A 23853-nucleotide genomic window follows, 5' to 3' on the forward strand; every position below is an offset into this window, starting at 1 on the left:
CCTAGGAAGGGATTAGGTTTATTGAAACCTAGCGGTAGCTGCTACCACCTCATCTGCTACCAGTGTTTCAATCCCTAGGAAGGGATTAGGTTTATTGAAACCTTTTCCGTGCGGTTACTCAGGTTGTCAGCAAAGGTTTCAATCCCTAGGAAGGGATTAGGTTTATTGAAACTCGGCGGTATGGAGGGTGTAAGAATTTGAGATGCAGCCAGCAAAGGTTTCAATCCCTAGGAAGGGATTAGGTTTATTGAAACTCGAGAGTACCGAGAAGGAATATTTCAGTAAGAGAGAGAGGTTTCAATCCCTAGGAAGGGATTAGGTTTATTGAAACCTGAGAAGCAATAATCCTGCCACCATATCAGACAAGTTTCAATCCCTAGGAAGGGATTAGGTTTATTGAAACATTAATCCGATGGAGTAACTGCCATCTGGATATTCGGTTTCAATCCCTAGGAAGGGATTAGGTTTATTGAAACAATACCTACCAGTTACTACCAACTGGTATCATATTAGGTTTCAATCCCTAGGAAGGGATTAGGTTTATTGAAACTGGACACAACTACCAAAACTCCCCCAAGTCAACGTTTCAATCCCTAGGAAGGGATTAGGTTTATTGAAACATCAGGCTTAGGGGGCAAAGTGGCTCTAAGGAATAGTTTCAATCCCTAGGAAGGGATTAGGTTTATTGAAACTTTTCTTTTAGGCTTTTCTTTAATCCGATTCAAGTTTCAATCCCTAGGAAGGGATTAGGTTTATTGAAACCCCCAACTGGAAACTAACGGAGGCACATTTGATCCGATTCAAGTTTCAATCCCTAGGAAGGGATTAGGTTTATTGAAACATGGCAATGAGGTAGCAGGTGGTAGCTATGAGGATGTTTCAATCCCTAGGAAGGGATTAGGTTTATTGAAACCCCTTCCGTCCCCCCAAAGGGGGGAAACGGATTTTCCGTTTCAATCCCTAGGAAGGGATTAGGTTTATTGAAACTTCCCTCACAGTATGCTTCTACCAGTTGCTGAAGGTTTCAATCCCTAGGAAGGGATTAGGTTTATTGAAACTCCAGAAAATTTGATATGAGACGAATAGCTCTTACGTTTCAATCCCTAGGAAGGGATTAGGTTTATTGAAACTAGCCAAATCTCCCTCGGGGATTCAAATCCATTGGAGTTTCAATCCCTAGGAAGGGATTAGGTTTATTGAAACCATCAATAAGATTAGTTATAAAGTTATTGAATCCAACGTTTCAATCCCTAGGAAGGGATTAGGTTTATTGAAACTGATGTTTTCTATGATAAAGATTACGTCATTAATGTTTCAATCCCTAGGAAGGGATTAGGTTTATTGAAACATCTGTGTCTTTGTTCTTTACGCATTGTTAATTCGTTTCAATCCCTAGGAAGGGATTAGGTTTATTGAAACATGGCAAGTAAAAGTTATTGGGAAAGGAAGTAAAGGTTTCAATCCCTAGGAAGGGATTAGGTTTATTGAAACCTTTGATATCCTCGGGGATATCTTCTTCTTTAGATGGGGTTTCAATCCCTAGGAAGGGATTAGGTTTATTGAAACTGATATGGCTAGAATCCTTTCCACATCTAGCTAAAATTTTGTTTCAATCCCTAGGAAGGGATTAGGTTTATTGAAACGTAATTTTTCGGCTAGCTGCACAGCTTCTGATTGTTTCAATCCCTAGGAAGGGATTAGGTTTATTGAAACACAGCAAAAGAAGCACCGCCCAAAGTAGTAGCCCCAGCGTTTCAATCCCTAGGAAGGGATTAGGTTTATTGAAACAATTAAAACAAACTAAGCAAGGGCGTTTAATTCAGTTTCAATCCCTAGGAAGGGATTAGGTTTATTGAAACCGTAAAAGGGCAAGCTAAGCCTGATAAAAATGAGTTTCAATCCCTAGGAAGGGATTAGGTTTATTGAAACAAATCTTATTAAAAAAGGCATCTGCATACTCATGTTTCAATCCCTAGGAAGGGATTAGGTTTATTGAAACTAACGGAAACACAGTCCTTTTGTGGCGTGCTTTCGTTTCAATCCCTAGGAAGGGATTAGGTTTATTGAAACCGCAGGCCTTGAGAACCCTTGTCATATTGAGTTTTCAAAGTCCAGTTGCGCGAATCTAAGATAATCATAGCAAATGCGATCAGAAAAAACAACCCCAAATCGCTAAAACCCTTACCCTGACAGGTGCGCGAATGGTTTTTGCTTTGTAAAAGCTCAACCCCAGATTCAATAGGCATTGTAGCTAATGCGGAATCAGTTCACATTACACAGCACCCCCGTCGCGCAATTCTCTAAGCAAAGAATTTAACGGACTTCATTTCCAAGCGTATCATCAATTACCGTTTCCAGAGTTCAGAGCTAAAGTTTTAACTTTTTTTTCTAAGTCTGCGGAAACTCTGAGTGATCTCTTATCATGGAGGCTAACTAATCACGAGTATTTATAGATTGATCTAAATAAATCATCGTGAAAAATCTCATCTATAACATGAATTGCAGAATTTGGAGAGGTCTCATCAGCCTAGATTTAGGTGTTTCAGATTCATTCAGCAGATTAGGTATCTTTTTCCAGCCCAAAAAGTCCGATGACAGTAGAAGATCATGACTCCAGAACATAAGATTAAAATTGCTCTTGCTTGGTGTCTCAGATGGGGAGACAAAATTGAGCCAGCAGTTGAGTTAGCAGCCTTAAAACAGATGCGAAGGGGGATGATGCAAGAAAAGCCCGACGACATCCCAGCTTCCTTACAGCCGACATTAGACTTAGTGGATGCTTTGCAAGGGATTCCTGATGAGAATCCCCCTGAAACGTTAACGGAAATTAGAGAGCAATATCCTCAACTCTGGCATAACAAAACACCGATTGGTTTGATTTATGGTGGGGCAACTAAAATTAAAGGCTATGTTTTCTCCTCCCCGAATTTAACAGAAATTCGCGGTGCATCAGCCATTTTAGATCGGATTAATTTAGTTGATTTTCCCGCTTTCTTTAATCAGAATGAGGAAGGGTCAGAAAAAGACTTTTATCGTGCGCGATCGTGGCTGGGAAAAACAGAAAACTATCCGCAACTGCTTGATGTCTTGATTCCAGAATTAATCATTTATTCCACAGGCGGAAATATCCTTGCCTTTTGTCCTGCTGCGTATGTGGATGATTTAGCCAATGCTATTGAAAAGCGTTATACAACAGAAACCTTAACGGCAAATAGTTGCGCTGTTGGGGATACCTTTCGCTTGTTAGAACTCCGTTTTGGTTTATTACAAACCCCTCCCGAAAATACCCTTTGGCTCAATTGGTATCAGCAATATTATCACGATCCAATTATTGAGAGTTATTACGGAAAAGTTGACGAGAAAACTGATCTCAAACAAAATTTTTATAACCGCAAAAGTTTTAATGAGTTAGTGGGGAAACTAACCAGTTTGTTTAATCAACGACGGAGTGGAAATCGGCACGAAACTCGTCCTAGTCGTTGTTATCCGCCTATGTTAGAAACCCATCCTTATTTAGTTCGAGATAGCAGCGATCGCGCTTCCGCAATGACTCAAGTGACGACATTAGCCAGCGAGCCTTATTTTTCCGAACCAACCGCCCGAAAATATGTCACTGGACAACAGGCTAAACGTGATAATTCTAACCTAGAATGGTATGACAAATTAGGTTTAGATTGGCAACCTGGAGAAGTGGAAAGTTGGGTCAAAAAGTTTGAAACATTTTTAGAAAGGAGTGATTATTTTCAAAGTTATTATCAAGATTGTAATCCTGATGAGATTACTGAAGCCCGAAATTTAGAAGAAATTGCCAACGCGAGTAATGACTTTATTTCTTTTATTTACGCCGATGGCAATAATATGGGCAGATATATTCAAAAAATCCGCACCCCAGAAGCCTATCAACAATTCAGCAATGATATTTTTGAAGCCACGGAACAATCGGTTTATTACGCCCTAGCGCAACATTTAAGCCCGCATCAACTGGGAACACTGAAGAAACCAGAATCAAAATATCGGGCAGAAAAATGGGTGCATCCCTTTGAAATTATTACCATTGGTGGTGATGATGTTTTACTCATTGTTCCTGCTAATAAAGCATTAGAAATTGCGAAAACTATTGGGGAAAAGCTTGAAGAAATTCTAGTCAAAAAAGGTCGCTACACTATCGAACCTGATCCTAACTCTGTTTCAGCACACCGCTATTCCCCAGAGGCTGCAACCCCTTCTCAATGTGAATTAAGTATGTCCATTGGAGTGTTAACCCTTGGTTATAAAACGCCGATTTACTACGCGCAAAACCTAGCCAATCAGCTATTAAAATTAGCCAAAAAACGGGCTAAGGATTTGAAACAGCATTATCACTATTATGGCGGAACCGTTGATATTCTTGCCTTAAAATCGGTCAACATGATTTCCTCGAATATCCCAGACTTTCGAGACAATGCGCTGCAAACTCAAGATCAAAAACGACACTTGTACGCAACGCCTTATACCCTGCATGAATTAGGCGGACTCATTGCCACCATTCAAGCCTTTCAAAAAGCAGAGTTCCCCCGTTCTCAACTCTATCAAATTCGTTCTTTTTTAGCCCAAGGAAAAAAGATTTCAATGCTGAATTACCGCTATTTTGCTGTGCGCTTATCAGAACAAAACAATCAACAGCTTCTGAGAGACAAGTTTGAACAGCCTTGGTGTCAAGCCAAAACTAATAATGGCAATTTAGCCCCTTGGATGTTTGATAGTCAGCAAGGAATTTATGAAACTATTTGGAATGATTTGATTGATTTTTATCCCTTTGTTCAATCAGTGCAACCGTCTTCTTTATCTACATCAAAGTTATGATTAGCCTGCAACAATTACCTGCCATTCCTGTTGACATTCTATCGGTAACAGCGACTCTTGAAACTGCCCTTTGTGTGGGTAGTGGCGGATCATCTGGTTCCCTTGCGGATCAACCAATTGTTCGCACCGCAGCAGGGAAATTATATATTCCAGCCTCACAATTGAAAGGTAGAGTTCGCCATGAATGTGAGAAATTAGCGAGAGGGTTAGAGTGGTCGATTTGTCATCCTCCTGATCCCAATTTAATGTGTCCTCAAAATGGGGGAGACTCTCATTGTTTAATTTGTCAATTATTTGGCAATCCCACAGTTTCCTCAAAAATTATTTTTGATGATTTAGTGTGCGAGACAGACTTACAATTACTTGAAACTATTCGTCCTGGAGTCACAATTAATCGTCGCCGTGGGGTAAGTGAAGATCAGAAATTGTACTTTTTAGAAACTTCACCGATGAATACGGAACTGGAATTTAAGGGAGAGATTACTTTTCTCTCTGATTGTTCGGAAGCTGGAAAAATTTTAGTTCTGAGTGCCCTCAAACAGATTGCTGCTTTAGGAGGAAGTAAATCAACTGGACTGGGTTGGTTGCGTTGGAAAACAGGAGAACTGGCGATAACTGATGAGGCTTGGGAAAAGTTAATTTTTCGGGAGAATTAACCATGAAAACAATTGTATTAAGAATCACTGCAAAATCTCCCCTTGCTATTGGATGCAGGAAAATCGGAATGATTAATGAAGCGGAAGACTATATTCCAGGATCTGTAATTCGAGGCGCGATCGCGCAACAAATTTTACAACAAACGGGCTATCAAAACGAAGATTTAAGTCAAAACGGCGGAGACTTTCAACAGCTATTTCTAGACAACACTTGTGCCATTTTTCAGAATGCTTATCCTTCTCCAAATCATCAGATCAGTTCAGTGATTCCAGCAACTGCTGTTAGTTCTAAAACCAATCCTGGATTTCACCCTAGAGGAAATGGGGTTTTTGATACCCTCATGGATCGCTTTTGTGCGGAATTTTACCAACATCCCTATGACCCCAACTGTCCAAAAGATACAGGAAGAGTCGAACCGTTTTCTGGCTTTTACACCGTCGAAAATGGTAACTACCAAACCCACAGCGTTTCTAAACGACTCCTCATGCGAACGGGGATTAACCGTCGTCGCGGTGTCGCTGAAGAAGATATTCTCTACAGTTTGGAAGTGTTGAATGAAACCAGAGGCGAGACTCAGCCTTCTGTGTATCAGGGAAAGATTCTCGTTGGCGATGAAACCCTAACCCAAGCCATTGCAGACTATATCAATCGTAATCCGCAACGGTTTCGCTTGGGGAGTGCAGCCTCCCGAGGACTGGGAAAAGTTAATATCGAAGCAACAGTGACAGAAGAAGCATCTTCGGTTTCTTCTCGTCTGCAAAACTTTAATCAAGCCTTACAAACCCGTTGGCAAAAATGGGGAACTTTATTGGGTAACACTTCAAAACAATTACAACCCGCTTATTTTACTCTCAACCTACAATCAGAGGTAATTCTAACTGATCAATGGCGCAAAACAACCTTGCTAACACCAGCAATGTTGCAGGAAGAAACTGGAATTAAAGATGATAGCTTAAAACTCCATACTGCTTATACCAGTTATGATTATCGGTCAGGCTGGAATAGTGCGTGGGGATTGATGAAAGATATGGAATTAGTAACAAATCGAGGAGGAGTTTATTTATTTAGTACCACTCAACCAGACAGTTGGGAACAGGAATTAGAAAACTTAGAAAACAGAGGAATCGGGGAACGAACTTATGAAGGGTTTGGTCAAGTGCAAATTTGTAGTCCTTTTCATGGAGTGTTTCGGGAGGAAGCAAAATGAACTCAGTGGAAGATCAAAAAGTTGAATTAACCATACAGGAAAAAATTCGGCAAGCAGAAGATGACCTTGTTATTGCCATTCAAACCGCATTAGATCAGACATCATATGGTAATTTAGAAGATTCGCAATTTCGGAATTTAGTGCGGGTCTCTCAAACAACAGATAGTCCAGAAGTGATTAAAAATTTTCTCCGTTATCAAGTGGGGAGAGATACAAAGTGGGGAAAAGGCAAAGGGTCTCTCGCAGAAAAAATTATTCAAGATATTGATAATAAACTAAAGCAAAATGCAGAAAAGATTGCACAAGAAACAGCCGATGAAAAACTGAAACCCATTTGGTTAGAATTAATCCGTCGTTATTTGGGATATGGTGCACGTTATTTGAAATATTTGCAAGCTGGATCATCTCAGTGAGGAGGAAACTGTGAAAACTACTTGAATCCTCAGTTTACGAGGATATTACTAACTGAAATACCCTCCACAATTGCTGAAAATAATTAATATGTAATCTGTGTCATACAACTTATTAAGAGGAGTTAAATCATGTATCGCTGTATTATTTCTACTGTTGGAACTAGCCTTCTAACCAACCAAATTGATCGCAATAATCCTTCTGAAAAACTGTGGTATTCAAAATTACGAGATATGGCTAACCTAGCTTGGGAACAACTCAGTTTTGAAGTTCAAGAAATTATCAAAACTCTAGAAAAAAGAGCTCAAGAAAAACTACGAGAGAAAAATTTTGAAAAAATTCGTCGCGCTAGTGCTGAATTAAATGGATTATTTGGTCTTTACGAAAATTTTCTGAGTTACGGAAAGCAGGATACTCATTTTTTAGTTGCAACTGATACAGCACAAGGAAGAGTCGCTGCTGATTTAGTTAAGAATTTTCTAATAAATGAAGGTATCGTTAATGTAAATACCTATATTCCAACAGGACTAAATACAGCAAGTACGATCCAGTTTTCAGAAGGGATTGATGAGTTGATTGTATGGTTGCAAAAAGAGATTGCGCCTAACTTTCAAGAAAACTATCGCATCATATTTAACTTAGTAGGTAGCTTTAAAGCCTTGCAAGGATATTTGAATACTATTGGTATGTTTTATGCTCATGAAGTAGTTTATATTTTTGAGGGGGAAGGATCGGACGTTATTACAATTCCCCGTTTACCAATTCAGGTAGATATTGAAGGATTAAGACCCCATACCCTTCAACTGGTTTTTATGGATGTAGGAGGAAATGGTTTATCCTCACAAGAAACCCAAGATATTCCCGAAGCCTTAATAGGAGAATGTGACAATCGGAAAATTTTATCTACTTGGGGACGCTTGGTGTGGAATGAATGCAAAGAAACACTGCTTAGCGGAGAATTGCTTTCATTTCCATGGCTAGAATATGCAGATTCTTTCCGAAGAGATTATAAACAAATTCGTCAAACTCAAGAATGCTTTCAACTTCAAGAACAGTTAGCAAGAGTATCTTACTTGTTGAAAGAATCTCAAGGAGATACCAGTGTTCTATTTCAAAATCAATCCATTCAATACGATCCTTATGAAGGAACTAAAGGAATTGACCATTTTCGAGTTAGTAAAGGCTGGCGCATTAGCTGTCAGAGAAAAAATGGTGGCGGGATTACCTTATATCACTATGGAACTCATGACTACGTTCAAAAGAAAGAACTAAAAGATTAAAGGCTATCGTCTTTGACTTATCTGTTATTCTGATTGTTTTTTACTTTTACTTTGTTATTTATAATTATGTTTGATACTTTTAAAAATCGTCTAGAAATCACAGGTACTCTCAATACGGTTACTGCTTTACGCATTAGCGAAGGACGTTCCACTGAACCGATTGGATCAGATTTACCCGTGATGAAAGATGCCTTAAAACGCCCTTTTATTCCAGGGAGTAGTTTTAAGGGCGCACTACGATCGCGCTTAGAAAGTTTTTTACGAGGTATTTTAGGCGATGATCGCGCCTTAGTGGCTAATCCTGCTGATGCGAATGAGTGGTCGATCACTGCTAGTGAAATGAGAGATTTGAAGGAAGAATATCAAAATAATGATCGCGCTTTGACCGATCAAATTCTAGAACAAACTGACCTCATTTCCCATTTATTTGGTTCTCCTTGGTTAGCCAGTAAATTTCAAGTGCGAGACTTAACGGTGATGCCAGATTATTGGTTTGGACAATATGAAGAAAGAGACGGCGTGTGCATCGATCGCGACACCGAAACTGCTTCTGATGGCAAATTATATGACTTTCAAGTGGTTCCCGCAGGCACTCCATTTTTCTTGAAAGCGATTGTTGAAAATGCGGAACAATGGGAACTAGGATTATTAATGTTAGGGTTACATCAATTTGAAACCGAACAAATCCCTTTAGGAGGTGCGCGATCGCGCGGTTTAGGAATTGTCAGATTAGATATTGAAAAAATGAACTGGTTTGACTCAGAAAATAATCCCAGTAAACTCTTAGAGTATCTTCAAAAGCAAATTCAATATGATGAAAGTATCTATGAAAATGCTCACCCATATCAAGAGGAGTGGGTGAACAAATTAATTGAACATCTCAACCAGAAAATAGCCCAAAAAGTCTAAAAAAGTAGGGTGGGTAATGCCCACCACAATAAAATTTGATAGCTTAATCAAACAGTTAACATCAGGAACACTAAACTAAAATGTCTTTTAGTCAATATAAAAGCCTTGGGCAAACCGTTAAAGCATTTCAAATCCTCTACACAGAAGCGAATTTTATCCAAGAACTCCCCTTTAATATTCCAGACTATTTCCGAGACGACTTAAACTTAATTCAAGCAGACGGAATTATCGATAACTCAGAATCAGCAATTTGTGAAAACTTAATCTATCCCATCTTAAAGGAAGTGTGGAAACAGTATCGTCGCCATTTTCTTCTCTGGAGTCACCAGTCGTTCAATTATGATGAGAACTTATCGGGGTTTCCTGAATATATTTTAGCCAAACGTTCCCCACTGGGAAAAGTTGTTTTTGACCAACCCTATTTTATTTTAGTAGAAGCAAAACAAGATAAATTTGATGAAGGCTGGGGACAATGTCTCGCCGAAATGATTACCGCCCAACGGTTAAATCACGACTCACAACTGATTATTTATGGCATTGTTTCTAATGGCAAAATCTGGCAGTTTGCGAAATTAGCTGGGGAAACATTCACTCAGAATAAAAACTTTTACAACATTCAAGAATTAGATCAACTCTTTGCTGTCATCAACTATATTTTTAAGCAATGCGAAACTCAATTAGAAAATCTAGTGACAACCTAAGATAATCCCATGCACAAACGATACTTAAACCATTGCACCATTGAATTGACTCTTAAACCCGAAACTCCTCTCTTAATAAAGTCTGGGAAAGAGGGTGCTGATCCGACAAAACCCGATATGGAATTTATCGAAACCAATCATCAGGGAAAACGAACCATTTATCTTCCAGGAAGTAGCTTAAAAGGGGCAATTCGCGCTCATTCAGAACGGATTATACGAACAATAGGCGAGGAAAGAAAACCAGAGAATGATTATCGACTATGGGCAAATGATCCGATTCATGATAACTATGAATATTTAGAAAAAGTAAAAGGAAATAGCAAAACAATCTATAAAAAATCGTCATTTACTGAACAAATATTTGGCAATACTTATGTTGCCAGTCGGTTTAGAATTGAAGATGCTTATCCTGTTGAAGAAATCCCCATTCGCATCGAAGAACGCAATGGCGTTGCGATTGATCGCGTTTTTGGTTCTGTTGCATTTAGTCCCTTTAATTATCAAGTTTGCACCGAAGGCGAATTTAAAACCAAAATTCACTTAAAGAATTTTACCCTACCTCAATTAGGACTGATCGGGTTAGTTTTAAGAGACTTAAATGAAGGCTGGTTTAGTCTTGGTTTTGGAAAATCTCGCGGTTTAGGAGAAGTTAGCGTTAAACTCAAGCAAGGGATGATCACATATCCTAGTTGCATTGTAGAAAATAACCAAATGCACTTCTTTGGTCGCGATCAAACCTGGTCATTAAATCAGTTATTAGGAGTGAGCGCATTTTTATCTCCGAAAGAAAGTCAGGAATATGGGTTTCCTGAAGCTAAAACAGAACAAGTCGAGATTCCGATTCGAGGAGAAGCAATGGACTTAAACTTTGGTGTAAAACTAACCTTTTCGGGTGAAGAAGCTGTTAAAACTTTGTTGATGCGGGCTGTAACCGCTTGGAAGCGATTTGTAGAACCTCAAAGGAGTAAAACCTAACTATGATGTCTGCATTTGTTGGGACAAAAGCCTGTCAAGAAACAGAACTAAAAACACTATTAACCCAACTAGAAACAGAGAACAGTTATTATTTTCTACGTTGGACTCATCAAGTCAGTGGGTTTATTCAGACATTACCCAATCCTGATTCTATTCCGCCAGAAGGACAACTCTTTGATCAAGAAAAAGAACTTCGTTGGCAATGGAAAAGCAATCAGTTTAAGCTATTGTTATTGAGTCGAACTGATTTCAGTACAGAATTTTTACCTCTTAAGGGAAACTGGCAAATTCGGGAATTAAACGCAGTATTGCGGGCAAATGAAACTCGCTTTCCCAATAAAATTAAAGGAGAAAAACCAGATAATCTTACCCAACGTTATTTTCTTGATGCAGAAACAGCAACCATTCATTTTATCGCCTTGACTTTGATCTAAATTCCCCCCTTTCAAAGGGGGTTTAGGGGGGATAAAATATAACCAGACTTTTACAAATCGTATTAAAAAAAATAATCATGAACCGTCCAAAACAACCCAATTCTCCGAAACCTTACCAACTGGTTTCTCTCCCTTCCCAATCCCCGAATCGCAAGCAACCCGTAGGACATAAAAAGTTAAGAGATGACCGATTTCATGGTCGCATTTCTCTCCGTTTAAACGTCAAAACCAGTAGTTTTATTGCTTCTGGTGTGGTTGCAATGGGGAGTGATTTATCCTCGCAAACCCGTAATCTCCCTCTGGTTAAATTAGCCGTCGAATCGAATAATCAGTTAGTGATTCCAGGAAGTTCTCTCAAAGGAACAATTCGTGCGACTTACGAAGCCATGACACGCAGTTGTTTATGTAATCATAGAGGAAAAAGAAACAACAATAAAATTCCAAAATATTATCAAGAATGTGAGTATAAAAAGAATGAAAAAAACATTAGCCAACTCTGTCCAGCTTGCCAAGTTTTCGGCGCAATGGGATGGCAAGGATTACTCTGGTTTCAAGATGCAATTCTAACAGAAATTCCCACACAAAAGGTAACAACAGGCTCTATGCCATCATTATATTCTCCCTCTGATAAAAGATCAGCGTACTACAAAGATGGAAAATATGCAGGACGTAAGTTTTATTATCATGCGAAGGAAGTGGTAGAGGAAAAAGAATCAAGAGGGATTCCCGTTCAAAACATTACTCAAAATTCTATTTTTACCACTAAAATACGTTTCTGTAACCTCAAGCAAGAAGAGTTAGGAACTTTATTTACGGTTCTGGGATATAATAAAAACTATCCTTTTGCCCTCAAAATTGGCGGTGGTAAGCCGATAGGGATGGGGACTTTAACGACAGAAATTATCGAAATGGATTGTCCTGAAAATGTGCGCGATCGCTGCTTATCTTATACTCCCACTTCTGAACCCTTAACGGGAGATGCTCTAGAAAATTTTATCACGGAAGCGATTCAGAAAGCCCATCAAACAAAGCTGATTCAACAGCAACAACTGCAAGAATTACAACAAGTCCTTACCTATCCTACTGACAGAGAAGCGCCATCAGGAATGTATTAATTATGGAGACAACAATTCAAGAAACAGTTAGCTTAAGTGATCATGAATGGGATATTGCCCACGCGATCGCGCGAGATTTGGTTTCAGAAAAAACTGATCACAATGAGGTCAAAAAAATCCTCGAATATCTCCGTAAATTTAAATCTAAACCGAAGTTAGGAGAAAGTTTTTTTCAATATCTAAAAACCCTTGCAAAGAAAGCAGATCAATTTGGACATAGCAAGCAAACTCCAATTTATTACCGCGCCATAGAAACTACCTGTAATAAGCATCTCATAGATTATCAAGATCAGCCTCAATTGATGTTAGAAATTCTCGGTTGGACGACTCGGCTGATGCGATATTATAAAAAAACGTCATTGGAAGAATTGCAAGCTATCAATGAATCAAAACAATCAGAACGTCAAGCAGAAATTGAACAGGCTTCTGCTTCTCTAGAATTTAAGGAAGGACAAATAATAGAAGCAACTGTTGTCGGCTTTAACAAAGGGAATAAAGTCACCTATGAAATTACAGCAACGACACAAAGGTTAGCCCAAAAAGAACCCAAAAAATTAAATTATTATCAGAAGGACAAAAAGTTAACGTGGAAATTACTCGCTTAGAAGAGGGAAAAATCAAAAAAATTAAATGTGTTAACCCTTAAAATCATTTCGATTCATTCCGATGAGAATTAATTCATAGTCAAATCACTAAAACCTGTATTAACGGATAGCTGTGAATGAAACGACCCCGCCTTAGAAAGGGTGGCGAAGGGGGGTTAATTTACAATTCTTATGGAATTGCGATATGTAATTGGAAACATTTATTTAATTAAATTTACAATTGATTTAAATTTTACCGTATCAATCAAGACAAGGAAAGCAAAATCCTCTCTCTGATTAAACTCCAGCTAATCCTCCCCATCGGTCAAATTCACCTTTCATCACGGGATTTCTTGCAATTGTCCGTATATTTTGTAAGTATAAACAGTGGGCATTCGTCACTGAGAGAGATTACAGTTATAGATATGGACGAAAAAAACACCACACGCCACCCCGTAGTCTTAAACAATGCGAGATCTCTATCATGCCTTATAGCTTGATTCTAAACCTCACCCCAATTTCTCCGATTTCTCCGAATTATCTCTGTGGACGGCATCTTCATGCTTTATTTCTAACCCTTGTTAGTAAAGTGGATCAAGATTTAGGGGATCGTCTTCATTCTTCTCAATCCAACAAACCTTTTACCCTATCTCCCTTACAACTGAATTATCCCAAACGTTACTCGCATCAATTGCAGTGGGAACATAAAACTGCAATCAAAAAAGGAACTCCCTGCTGGTGGCGTATTTCTCTGTTAGATGATGAGTTATTTAGTCAACTCACCCAACTTTGGTTAAATCTCAATACTCAACAATCTTGGCATCTTGGATCAGCAGATTTAAACATTAATAGTATTCAAGGAACATCCCATTCTCAACAGCCGTGGGGAAACAGTTGTTTATATCCTGAACTTTATGAGGACGCGAGTGAAACGGAAACTACCTTTAAGTTTACTTTGGCAACCCCCGTGTCCTTTCGTCAAGGAAAACAAGATACCGCCCTTCCCACAGCAGAATTAGTTTTTAATAGCCTTTGGAAACGCTGGAATAAATACAGTGGAATTGAATTTTCTCAACTTCCCCTTGACCAGATCTTCCCTAGTTATTTTAATATCAAAACGGTCATTATATCTGATTCTCGCAGTAAATTAATTGGCTGTGTCGGCGAAATTAGTTATCGCGTCTTTGGAGACATTGATCCCCTACAGATTAAACAATTAAATACCCTTGCTGACTTTGCCCTTTACTCAGGAATTGGCAGAAAAAATACCATGGGCTTCGGTATGATTAGGAGGATTTAAAACCATGTCTGATTATATTTCCATTGCATCCTTAAACCAATATAGTTATTGTCCTCATCGCTGGTGGCGGATGAGTTGTGCTGGAGATTTTGTCGATAATGAATATACGATCGAAGGAACATCTCTTCATGATCGCGTTCATAATTTATCGGAAGCAATTGACCAAGAAATTTATCAAGTTCGCGCTATTTGGTTAAAGTCAGAAACCTATCAACTGATTGGAAAAGCAGACCTCATCGAATCTAATTCTGGAGAGATTTATCCCGTAGAATATAAGCGCGGAAAACGAGGAGAATGGGATAACGATGAACTGCAAGTTTGCGCCCAAGCACTATGTCTCGAAGAAATGACCAAACAAAACATTAGTATCGGCTATCTTTATTATGCCAGTTCCCATCGCCGTCAAGAAGTTTCCTTAGATTCAACGCTTCGGAAAATGACCCTTGACACCATTGAAGCCATTCAAACCCAACTCGAAAAAGGAACAAGACCGCAAGCTGTTTATAGTCCTCGTTGTAAAGGCTGTAGTCTTTATTCTCATTGTCTCCCCCAAGCAGCAAAAAAAGTCAACAAATATCAAGAGGAATTCTAATTATGGGAACCGCTTACATTACTCAAGAAGACGCATTTATTGGCAAAACCGACGAACGGTTAACCGTTAAAGCCGATCAGAAAAAACTCCTTGATGTTCCTCTCTTAAAACTAGAAGGAATCGTCATTCTCGGGCGTGCTACGATTTCTCCCATGGTCGTGAATGAGTTATTACAGCGTCATATTCCCTTAACCTTTCTCACTCATACTGGACGTTATTTAGGTCGTCTTGAACCCGAATTTACGAAAAATATTTTTGTACGAAAAGCGCAATGGTCAGCAGCAGAAAATACCCCGCAAGCGATTCATTTAGTGCAAAGTTTTGTTCGCGGAAAACTGAAAAATTATCGTCACCTTTTACAGCGTAGAGTTAGAGACTCCTCTCAACTCAACTTCGATCAAGAAATTCTCCATCTAGAACAAGCGATTAAGCCCATTGCAAACACGGAAAATATTGATAGTTTAAGAGGATTAGAAGGGAGAGGAAGTGCTGTTTATTTTGGCACATTCCAACAACTGATCACCAACTCTGAATTTACTTTTCAAGCCCGCCGTCGTCGCCCTCCCACTGATCCGATTAATTCTTTACTGAGTTTAGGCTATTCCCTGTTGCGCCATGATATTCAAAGCGCAGTTAATATTGTCGGGTTTGATCCGTATTTAGGTTATCTTCATGTCGAACACTATGGAAGACCTGCTTTAGCATTAGATTTAATGGAAGAATTCCGTCCTTTAGTAGTTGATGCGCTTGTCTTAAAAATGATCAATAAGCAACAATTAGCGGTAGATGATTTTGAAACTGAACCGATTAGTAAGGCAGTTTCTTTAACGAAAGAAGGCTTAAAAACTTTCCTGCGGTCTTATGAAGAGAAAAAGCAGTCATCCTTTAAGCATCCAGTTCTCAAACGGAAGTGTACTTATCAAGAAGCCTTTGAAATTCAAGCACGGTTAGTTGCTAAATATTTGATGGGAGAAACCGACAAATACCCACCACTCCTTATCAAGTAAGGATGACGAAGGACTAATGACTAAAAACTATGTATGTTGTCATTTGTTACGATATCTCTGACGATAAACGTCGCACCAAAATCCATAAGATCCTGAAATCTTACGGACAGTGGATGCAATACAGCATCTTTGAATGTGAATTAACTAAAGCCCAATACGCGAAGTTGCGCGATCGGTTGAGTAAACTGATTAAAGCCGAAACCGATAGCATTCGTTTCTATTTCCTCTGTCAGTGTTGTCAGGGGAAAGTGGAACGCATTGGCGGGGAGGAATTGCGGGATAATACAATTTTCTTTGCTTAGAGAATTGCGCGACGGGGGTGCTGTGTAATGTGAACTGATTCCGCATTAGCGCGATCGCGCTTTCACTCTGGCTTTCAGCCTCGACTCGCCCCTAACCTATCGCGCACCTGTCACAGTAACGGTTTTAGCGATTTGGGGTTGTTTTTTCTGATCGCATTTGCTATGATTATTTCAGATTCGCGCAACTGGACTTTGAAAACTAAATATGACAACGGTTCTCAAGGCCTGCGGTTTCAATAAACCTAATCCCTTCCTAGGGATTGAAACTAACATCTTGAATCTTAAGAGATGGTTTCTTACGTTTCAATAAACCTAATCCCTTCCTAGGGATTGAAACTCAACCCACGAAGATAGCGAAATTGAGAAATTAAATGTTTCAATAAACCTAATCCCTTCCTAGGGATTGAAACTCAATTGGTCGAGATGATTCTCTAAATACTCCCCTAGTTTCAATAAACCTAATCCCTTCCTAGGGATTGAAACTTGCCTTTTATCTTATCAGAAATCCCGATATTTGTTTCAATAAACCTAATCCCTTCCTAGGGATTGAAACATCCCATGATTAAGAAAGCAGTTAGAGATGGGAATTTGTTTCAATAAACCTAATCCCTTCCTAGGGATTGAAACAAATAGAGAAAAACAATACAGAGGAGAATAATAATGTTTCAATAAACCTAATCCCTTCCTAGGGATTGAAACTAGAATCTTGCCATAAAGTGAAAGCGACAATAGGAGTTTCAATAAACCTAATCCCTTCCTAGGGATTGAAACTCGCGCTGCAAAGTGTGAATGTGGTGGTGGAATGAATGGTTTCAATAAACCTAATCCCTTCCTAGGGATTGAAACTTCAGATAGCCAGTTTTCGCAGCCTACCGCATCCATGTTTCAATAAACCTAATCCCTTCCTAGGGATTGAAACTCTACCAGTGTGCTACCATTTTCTACCTGATTTAATGTTTCAATAAACCTAATCCCTTCCTAGGGATTGAAACACATGATCCTTAAAAACATAGGCTGATAATCTCCAATGTTTCAATAAACCTAATCCCTTCCTAGGGATTGAAACCCTACATATTTAAGGAAAATTAATGGATAAACAGGTTTCAATAAACCTAATCCCTTCCTAGGGATTGAAACGGATTTCTTGTAAGAGATTGTTTACCTCTGGGTCTTGAGAGTTTCAATAAACCTAATCCCTTCCTAGGGATTGAAACGTAGCAGTAAAAAAGACAGAAATTAAGCAACTGGTAGTTTCAATAAACCTAATCCCTTCCTAGGGATTGAAACTTTAATGCTCTAGTAGATTCTGAACGGTTAATGGGGTTTCAATAAACCTAATCCCTTCCTAGGGATTGAAACATTTTCTATCAATTGAAAGTCACCCTCATCGCTAGTTTCAATAAACCTAATCCCTTCCTAGGGATTGAAACGCGATGTTGACCTTCTAGTCAATGATAGCACGACTGTTTCAATAAACCTAATCCCTTCCTAGGGATTGAAACATCTTCAAATCATTAAGAAATCAGCTTCCAATTATGTTTCAATAAACCTAATCCCTTCCTAGGGATTGAAACGAATTAGGAAGCTCTATTCTACCATGGCTCTACAATTTTGTTTCAATAAACCTAATCCCTTCCTAGGGATTGAAACTCAATTGGTCGAGATGATTCTCTAAATACTCCCCTGTTTCAATAAACCTAATCCCTTCCTAGGGATTGAAACCTCTTTGGCTTGACTGGTGGATGAACAACCGCGAGTTTCAATAAACCTAATCCCTTCCTAGGGATTGAAACAAAAGAATTAATATTTATCCCTCCAGGAGAGTTTTGTTTCAATAAACCTAATCCCTTCCTAGGGATTGAAACAAACTGGAGACTATGCAGCGCGTAACTTCGCAGCTTATCGTGTTTCAATAAACCTAATCCCTTCCTAGGGATTGAAACAGCATAAAGCCCCAGCGCCAATCTTGCCTGCTTCGTTTCAATAAACCTAATCCCTTCCTAGGGATTGAAACGTTGATGATTTGAATCTAGAAAAGTATGGGCAGTGTTTCAATAAACCTAATCCCTTCCTAGGGATTGAAACTATTATTCGGGTTTTCTGACATAATTTCCCTCAAAAGTTTCAATAAACCTAATCCCTTCCTAGGGATTGAAACTCTTCACAATGTTTATCCCTCTCTGGGTCTTCCCCAACGACGTTTCAATAAACCTAATCCCTTCCTAGGGATTGAAACATATTTATAAATGTGATTAAGAAATCACACAAAGTTTCAATAAACCTAATCCCTTCCTAGGGATTGAAACTTATCTTTACTGGGTTTTATTGTCTTGAGAACCGTGTTTCAATAAACCTAATCCCTTCCTAGGGATTGAAACATAAACATTCCTTAGCTGAAAAATACAAGATAACCAGTTTCAATAAACCTAATCCCTTCCTAGGGATTGAAACTCAGACTATCACTGATGGCGGTATGTTCAATCCGGTTTCAATAAACCTAATCCCTTCCTAGGGATTGAAACTTCCTGAGTACAAAGCAGGAAGAAAGGAGAAGCCCGAGTTTCAATAAACCTAATCCCTTCCTAGGGATTGAAACTTTCATCGAGGAGTAAATGAGTTTCCCTAGATAACGAAGTTTCAATAAACCTAATCCCTTCCTAGGGATTGAAACAACGGTATTTTTGGTTTGAAGCGTTCTTTGAGCGAGTTTCAATAAACCTAATCCCTTCCTAGGGATTGAAACCTCCTGCATTCTTCGGTAATCTTCAACCACATCGGCAACAGTTTCAATAAACCTAATCCCTTCCTAGGGATTGAAACGGGATTAAGAATGCACGAAGCATTAAATCTAACGTGTTTCAATAAACCTAATCCCTTCCTAGGGATTGAAACTTGCATCTTTGATTGAATTAAACATTTTTCAATGTTTCAATAAACCTAATCCCTTCCTAGGGATTGAAACATAGGATTGATTTTCGATTAACTCATCAACAGAATGCGTTTCAATAAACCTAATCCCTTCCTAGGGATTGAAACATGACTATGAGGGAATTTTAGCCATGAGTAAAGAATGTTTCAATAAACCTAATCCCTTCCTAGGGATTGAAACTAATTTAATTAAAGAACAAATTATTTCAGGATTGTTTCAATAAACCTAATCCCTTCCTAGGGATTGAAACTTATCATATTTACATGATGATGAACCATTAATTGTTTCAATAAACCTAATCCCTTCCTAGGGATTGAAACCGAAATTGTATGGTACACACTCGATTGATAGTGAATTTCGGGTTTCAATAAACCTAATCCCTTCCTAGGGATTGAAACAAAGCAAAACTTGGGAACGATTATTCTAAAGTATTGTTTCAATAAACCTAATCCCTTCCTAGGGATTGAAACGTTCTATAAGAATTTTCCCCTGTTTCGTAATAAGACAGTGTTTCAATAAACCTAATCCCTTCCTAGGGATTGAAACGCGCATACATCAAGAAACTGGTCTCGATTGATTTTGTTTCAATAAACCTAATCCCTTCCTAGGGATTGAAACCCAGTCGTCGCAATAATTTCAGCCCCAGAAAAAACATCAGTTTCAATAAACCTAATCCCTTCCTAGGGATTGAAACTGCATATAAAGTCAGTTTTCTGTTATTGCCATTCGTTTCAATAAACCTAATCCCTTCCTAGGGATTGAAACTCCCTTCATCCCATTCAAACTCAAGCATCAGCCTCTACAGTTTCAATAAACCTAATCCCTTCCTAGGGATTGAAACATTAGTGCTGCCATTAGTGGTTGTGGGCAAATTCAGTTTCAATAAACCTAATCCCTTCCTAGGGATTGAAACTCCTTTTGGTATAAAGGAGAGTATAATGAATTCATGTTTCAATAAACCTAATCCCTTCCTAGGGATTGAAACAATGATATGGTCACTAGTATTGGCACTATTACCACGTTTCAATAAACCTAATCCCTTCCTAGGGATTGAAACAAATCACAATATACTACTGGCACAATAGTTAATTCTTCTAAAGAGTTTCAATAAACCTAATCCCTTCCTAGGGATTGAAACAAATCACAATGAATCAGGCAATTGTAAAAGCTAATGTTTCAATAAACCTAATCCCTTCCTAGGGATTGAAACTGGAAAATAATCAATTCCACCAATGATAAACGAAGTTTCAATAAACCTAATCCCTTCCTAGGGATTGAAACTAATTCAATCAAAGACGCTAAACTTGCGATTCAAAAGTTTCAATAAACCTAATCCCTTCCTAGGGATTGAAACTAGCAATTATTTTGTGAGAGAAAAATTGCCACAATAGTTTCAATAAACCTAATCCCTTCCTAGGGATTGAAACTCTACATGAGCCACATTCTCTGTTTTTCCTTTATGGTTTCAATAAACCTAATCCCTTCCTAGGGATTGAAACTTTGTAAACTTCATTAACTTGTCGATCAGTGTATCGTTTCAATAAACCTAATCCCTTCCTAGGGATTGAAACATACTTATAAAACGCATCGTTTATAACACAGTTTCAATAAACCTAATCCCTTCCTAGGGATTGAAACTTCCCATATTTCCCGCAAAAAGACACAAATGTTTGTTTCAATAAACCTAATCCCTTCCTAGGGATTGAAACGATGTGAATCATTTTTATTCCTTAAATCATATTTGAAGTTTCAATAAACCTAATCCCTTCCTAGGGATTGAAACTGGGTATATTTCAGCACCAGCACCTGATGAAAAGTTTCAATAAACCTAATCCCTTCCTAGGGATTGAAACTCTTTTGTGTATATCAATATTTTTTGATATGGCTGGTTTCAATAAACCTAATCCCTTCCTAGGGATTGAAACAAAATTCGGTGTGCTCCTAGTAAAATCTCAACTGCAGTTTCAATAAACCTAATCCCTTCCTAGGGATTGAAACTTGATAATCCCAATTAACAGGGGGATTATAGGAGGGTTTCAATAAACCTAATCCCTTCCTAGGGATTGAAACACTAATTATGACACAAAATAATCAACAGAATAAAAGGTTTCAATAAACCTAATCCCTTCCTAGGGATTGAAACCGCGATGCTGGAACGCCAGACTATACCAATTTTTGGTTTCAATAAACCTAATCCCTTCCTAGGGATTGAAACTAATAAATCATTTAACATTTCTACAGAAACCGCAGGTTTCAATAAACCTAATCCCTTCCTAGGGATTGAAACTAAGATTCTTGTTTTTTTAAATATTCGTCAATCGTTTCAATAAACCTAATCCCTTCCTAGGGATTGAAACTCTTTAGAATCTGAAATTCATGCTACAGATAAAGTGTTTCAATAAACCTAATCCCTTCCTAGGGATTGAAACCTCTGTGTCTGTTGTAATAATGCCATATACTTTTTCCCAGTTTCAATAAACCTAATCCCTTCCTAGGGATTGAAACTGAAATGAATGATTGGTTAGGATTATTGCCTTGGGGTTTCAATAAACCTAATCCCTTCCTAGGGATTGAAACCTTCAACGGGCTTCCCGTGAGCCACAATCGCAAAAAGTTTCAATAAACCTAATCCCTTCCTAGGGATTGAAACTGCGTGGTCGTAAATCCCATTGAAAAGAGCATTTCTCGGTTTCAATAAACCTAATCCCTTCCTAGGGATTGAAACTTAATTTTCCAAACGCCCCGACAATACAATTGTCGTTTCAATAAACCTAATCCCTTCCTAGGGATTGAAACCTTAAAATACTCAAAATTCATACAACGAGGGAAGTGTTTCAATAAACCTAATCCCTTCCTAGGGATTGAAACACAACAGAACAAAATAATGACGGTAGCACCAAAAGTTTCAATAAACCTAATCCCTTCCTAGGGATTGAAACTTAATTATTGATTATTTTTTTCATAAAAATCAATAGTTTCAATAAACCTAATCCCTTCCTAGGGATTGAAACGATTTTTTGTTGGTTCTAAATAAGATAATCTTAAGTTTCAATAAACCTAATCCCTTCCTAGGGATTGAAACCTAATTTTACTTTTGTTTTACCTTCGCTAAGCAGTTTCAATAAACCTAATCCCTTCCTAGGGATTGAAACTTAACATCTTCTAAAAGACCATCATGATAATTTTGTTTCAATAAACCTAATCCCTTCCTAGGGATTGAAACCAAATAATTGTACTAATTGATCTCGATTTGGCTTATGTTTCAATAAACCTAATCCCTTCCTAGGGATTGAAACAATTGGATATCATGGAGCTTGCCGTTTCATGTTTCAATAAACCTAATCCCTTCCTAGGGATTGAAACTACAGGCATTACGCGGAATTCCTCTTTGTTTTCCGCGTTTCAATAAACCTAATCCCTTCCTAGGGATTGAAACAGGCTCATGAGACGCTTTATGTGTACGAGTGGAACAATGTTTCAATAAACCTAATCCCTTCCTAGGGATTGAAACCCTGTTGTTAAATCAGATGACTCATCCGAACAAGGTATTGTTTCAATAAACCTAATCCCTTCCTAGGGATTGAAACTTCAATTGAAATTGTTTTTTTAATTTCAACGGAGATTGCAGGTTTCAATAAACCTAATCCCTTCCTAGGGATTGAAACATTAAGGTGCCCTTCTTTTAATTCGGAGTATAGTAGTTTCAATAAACCTAATCCCTTCCTAGGGATTGAAACTAGGATGAAACCGCAATCTTCGGGTAAGTTGAGATCTTTGGTTTCAATAAACCTAATCCCTTCCTAGGGATTGAAACGTTTTAGATTGCGGTTCGGTGAAGAAAGGTGGTTCGTTTCAATAAACCTAATCCCTTCCTAGGGATTGAAACCAAAGAAGTTGACAAACTTCTAGACCGCTGGGTTCGTTTCAATAAACCTAATCCCTTCCTAGGGATTGAAACAGATAACTATGCTGTCTATCACGAATTGAACTCTAGTTGTTTCAATAAACCTAATCCCTTCCTAGGGATTGAAACCCCAAATCCTCAATTATTATTCCATCGTATTCTTGGTTTCAATAAACCTAATCCCTTCCTAGGGATTGAAACTAAGCAATGATGATGGAGATGGGAAATTTTTAAACAGAGTTTCAATAAACCTAATCCCTTCCTAGGGATTGAAACCCAAACCACATAAGGATGGGATGATTAATGTTGTCATAAGTTTCAATAAACCTAATCCCTTCCTAGGGATTGAAACTTTTTCAATGCTAAATGTCCTGAAGCTCGTCCTCCAAGTTTCAATAAACCTAATCCCTTCCTAGGGATTGAAACTCATAACCGAGCGCAGAAAATAAATCTAACATGATAGTTTCAATAAACCTAATCCCTTCCTAGGGATTGAAACGGGAGATATTTTAGGTTTGATTACATCATATTTAATGAAAAGTTTCAATAAACCTAATCCCTTCCTAGGGATTGAAACATAAAATCAGTTGTGCAATGAGATGGGAAAGATGGTTTCAATAAACCTAATCCCTTCCTAGGGATTGAAACTTGGCTGCTTCCTCATAGGATAAGGAATACCCGATGTTTCAATAAACCTAATCCCT

At 38.3% G+C, this 23853-nt stretch carries 15 protein-coding genes and 2 CRISPR repeat arrays (2 of these 17 only partly in view); all 15 genes read left to right on the forward strand.

What is annotated here, in order from left to right; all coding sequences use genetic code 11:
• Positions 1–2070: a CRISPR direct-repeat array (repeat unit 37 nt; unit sequence GTTTCAATCCCTAGGAAGGGATTAGGTTTATTGAAAC); it begins 821 nt to the left of the window's first position.
• Between the two features lie 537 nt (positions 2071–2607).
• The 15 genes from cas10 (at position 2608) to cas2 (ending at position 16316) form a co-directional block, all read left to right on the forward strand.
• A complete protein-coding gene (gene cas10 / locus PCC7418_RS03415; protein WP_015224777.1) occupies positions 2608–4842 on the forward strand; it encodes a type III-B CRISPR-associated protein Cas10/Cmr2 in 2235 nt (744 codons plus the stop codon).
• Entirely contained in the window at positions 4839–5498 is a 660-nt protein-coding gene (locus PCC7418_RS03420; protein WP_015224778.1) for an RAMP superfamily CRISPR-associated protein, read from the forward strand. Before cas10 ends, PCC7418_RS03420 begins: the two co-directional genes overlap by 4 nt.
• Positions 5499–5500: 2 nt before the next feature.
• Positions 5501–6706, forward strand: coding sequence for a CRISPR-associated RAMP protein Csx10 (gene csx10, locus PCC7418_RS03425; RefSeq protein ID WP_015224779.1), 1206 nt, complete (start codon positions 5501–5503; stop codon positions 6704–6706).
• Positions 6703–7119, forward strand: coding sequence for a hypothetical protein (locus PCC7418_RS03430; RefSeq protein ID WP_015224780.1), 417 nt, complete (start codon positions 6703–6705; stop codon positions 7117–7119). Before csx10 ends, PCC7418_RS03430 begins: the two co-directional genes overlap by 4 nt.
• Before the next feature lie 129 nt (positions 7120–7248).
• Positions 7249–8397: a putative CRISPR-associated protein gene (locus PCC7418_RS03435; protein ID WP_015224781.1), complete on the forward strand. Its 1149-nt coding sequence runs from the start codon at positions 7249–7251 to the stop codon at positions 8395–8397.
• A gap of 66 nt (positions 8398–8463) precedes the next feature.
• Positions 8464–9306: a CRISPR-associated RAMP protein Csx7 gene (gene csx7 / locus PCC7418_RS03440; RefSeq protein WP_015224782.1), complete on the forward strand. Its 843-nt coding sequence runs from the start codon at positions 8464–8466 to the stop codon at positions 9304–9306.
• Between the two features lie 80 nt (positions 9307–9386).
• Positions 9387–10007 carry a hypothetical protein gene (locus PCC7418_RS03445; protein WP_015224783.1) on the forward strand — a complete coding sequence of 207 codons (621 nt, stop codon included), beginning with the start codon at positions 9387–9389 and terminating at the stop codon, positions 10005–10007.
• A 9-nt stretch (positions 10008–10016) separates the two neighbouring features.
• Positions 10017–10982: an RAMP superfamily CRISPR-associated protein gene (locus PCC7418_RS03450; protein ID WP_015224784.1), complete on the forward strand. Its 966-nt coding sequence runs from the start codon at positions 10017–10019 to the stop codon at positions 10980–10982.
• 2 nt (positions 10983–10984) lie between these two features.
• Entirely contained in the window at positions 10985–11416 is a 432-nt protein-coding gene (locus PCC7418_RS03455; protein WP_015224785.1) for a hypothetical protein, read from the forward strand.
• A gap of 77 nt (positions 11417–11493) precedes the next feature.
• Positions 11494–12531, forward strand: coding sequence for an RAMP superfamily CRISPR-associated protein (locus PCC7418_RS03460; RefSeq protein WP_015224786.1), 1038 nt, complete (start codon positions 11494–11496; stop codon positions 12529–12531).
• Between the two features lie 2 nt (positions 12532–12533).
• Positions 12534–13136, forward strand: coding sequence for a hypothetical protein (locus PCC7418_RS03465; protein WP_015224787.1), 603 nt, complete (start codon positions 12534–12536; stop codon positions 13134–13136).
• A gap of 463 nt (positions 13137–13599) precedes the next feature.
• Positions 13600–14415, forward strand: coding sequence for a CRISPR-associated endoribonuclease Cas6 (gene cas6 / locus PCC7418_RS03470; protein ID WP_015224788.1), 816 nt, complete (start codon positions 13600–13602; stop codon positions 14413–14415).
• Positions 14416–14419: 4 nt separating this feature from the next.
• Positions 14420–15007, forward strand: a complete 588-nt coding sequence (gene cas4 / locus PCC7418_RS03475; RefSeq protein ID WP_015224789.1) for a CRISPR-associated protein Cas4 — start codon at positions 14420–14422, stop codon at positions 15005–15007.
• 2 nt (positions 15008–15009) lie between these two features.
• Positions 15010–16014 carry a type I-D CRISPR-associated endonuclease Cas1d gene (gene cas1d / locus PCC7418_RS03480; RefSeq protein WP_015224790.1) on the forward strand — a complete coding sequence of 335 codons (1005 nt, stop codon included), beginning with the start codon at positions 15010–15012 and terminating at the stop codon, positions 16012–16014.
• Positions 16015–16043: 29 nt separating this feature from the next.
• Positions 16044–16316 carry a CRISPR-associated endonuclease Cas2 gene (gene cas2, locus PCC7418_RS03485; RefSeq protein WP_015224791.1) on the forward strand — a complete coding sequence of 91 codons (273 nt, stop codon included), beginning with the start codon at positions 16044–16046 and terminating at the stop codon, positions 16314–16316.
• A 230-nt stretch (positions 16317–16546) separates the two neighbouring features.
• Positions 16547–23853: a CRISPR direct-repeat array (repeat unit 37 nt; unit sequence GTTTCAATAAACCTAATCCCTTCCTAGGGATTGAAAC) (it continues 1420 nt past the right edge of the window).

Source organism: Halothece sp. PCC 7418, assembly GCF_000317635.1.
Taxonomy (GTDB): domain Bacteria; phylum Cyanobacteriota; class Cyanobacteriia; order Cyanobacteriales; family Rubidibacteraceae; genus Halothece.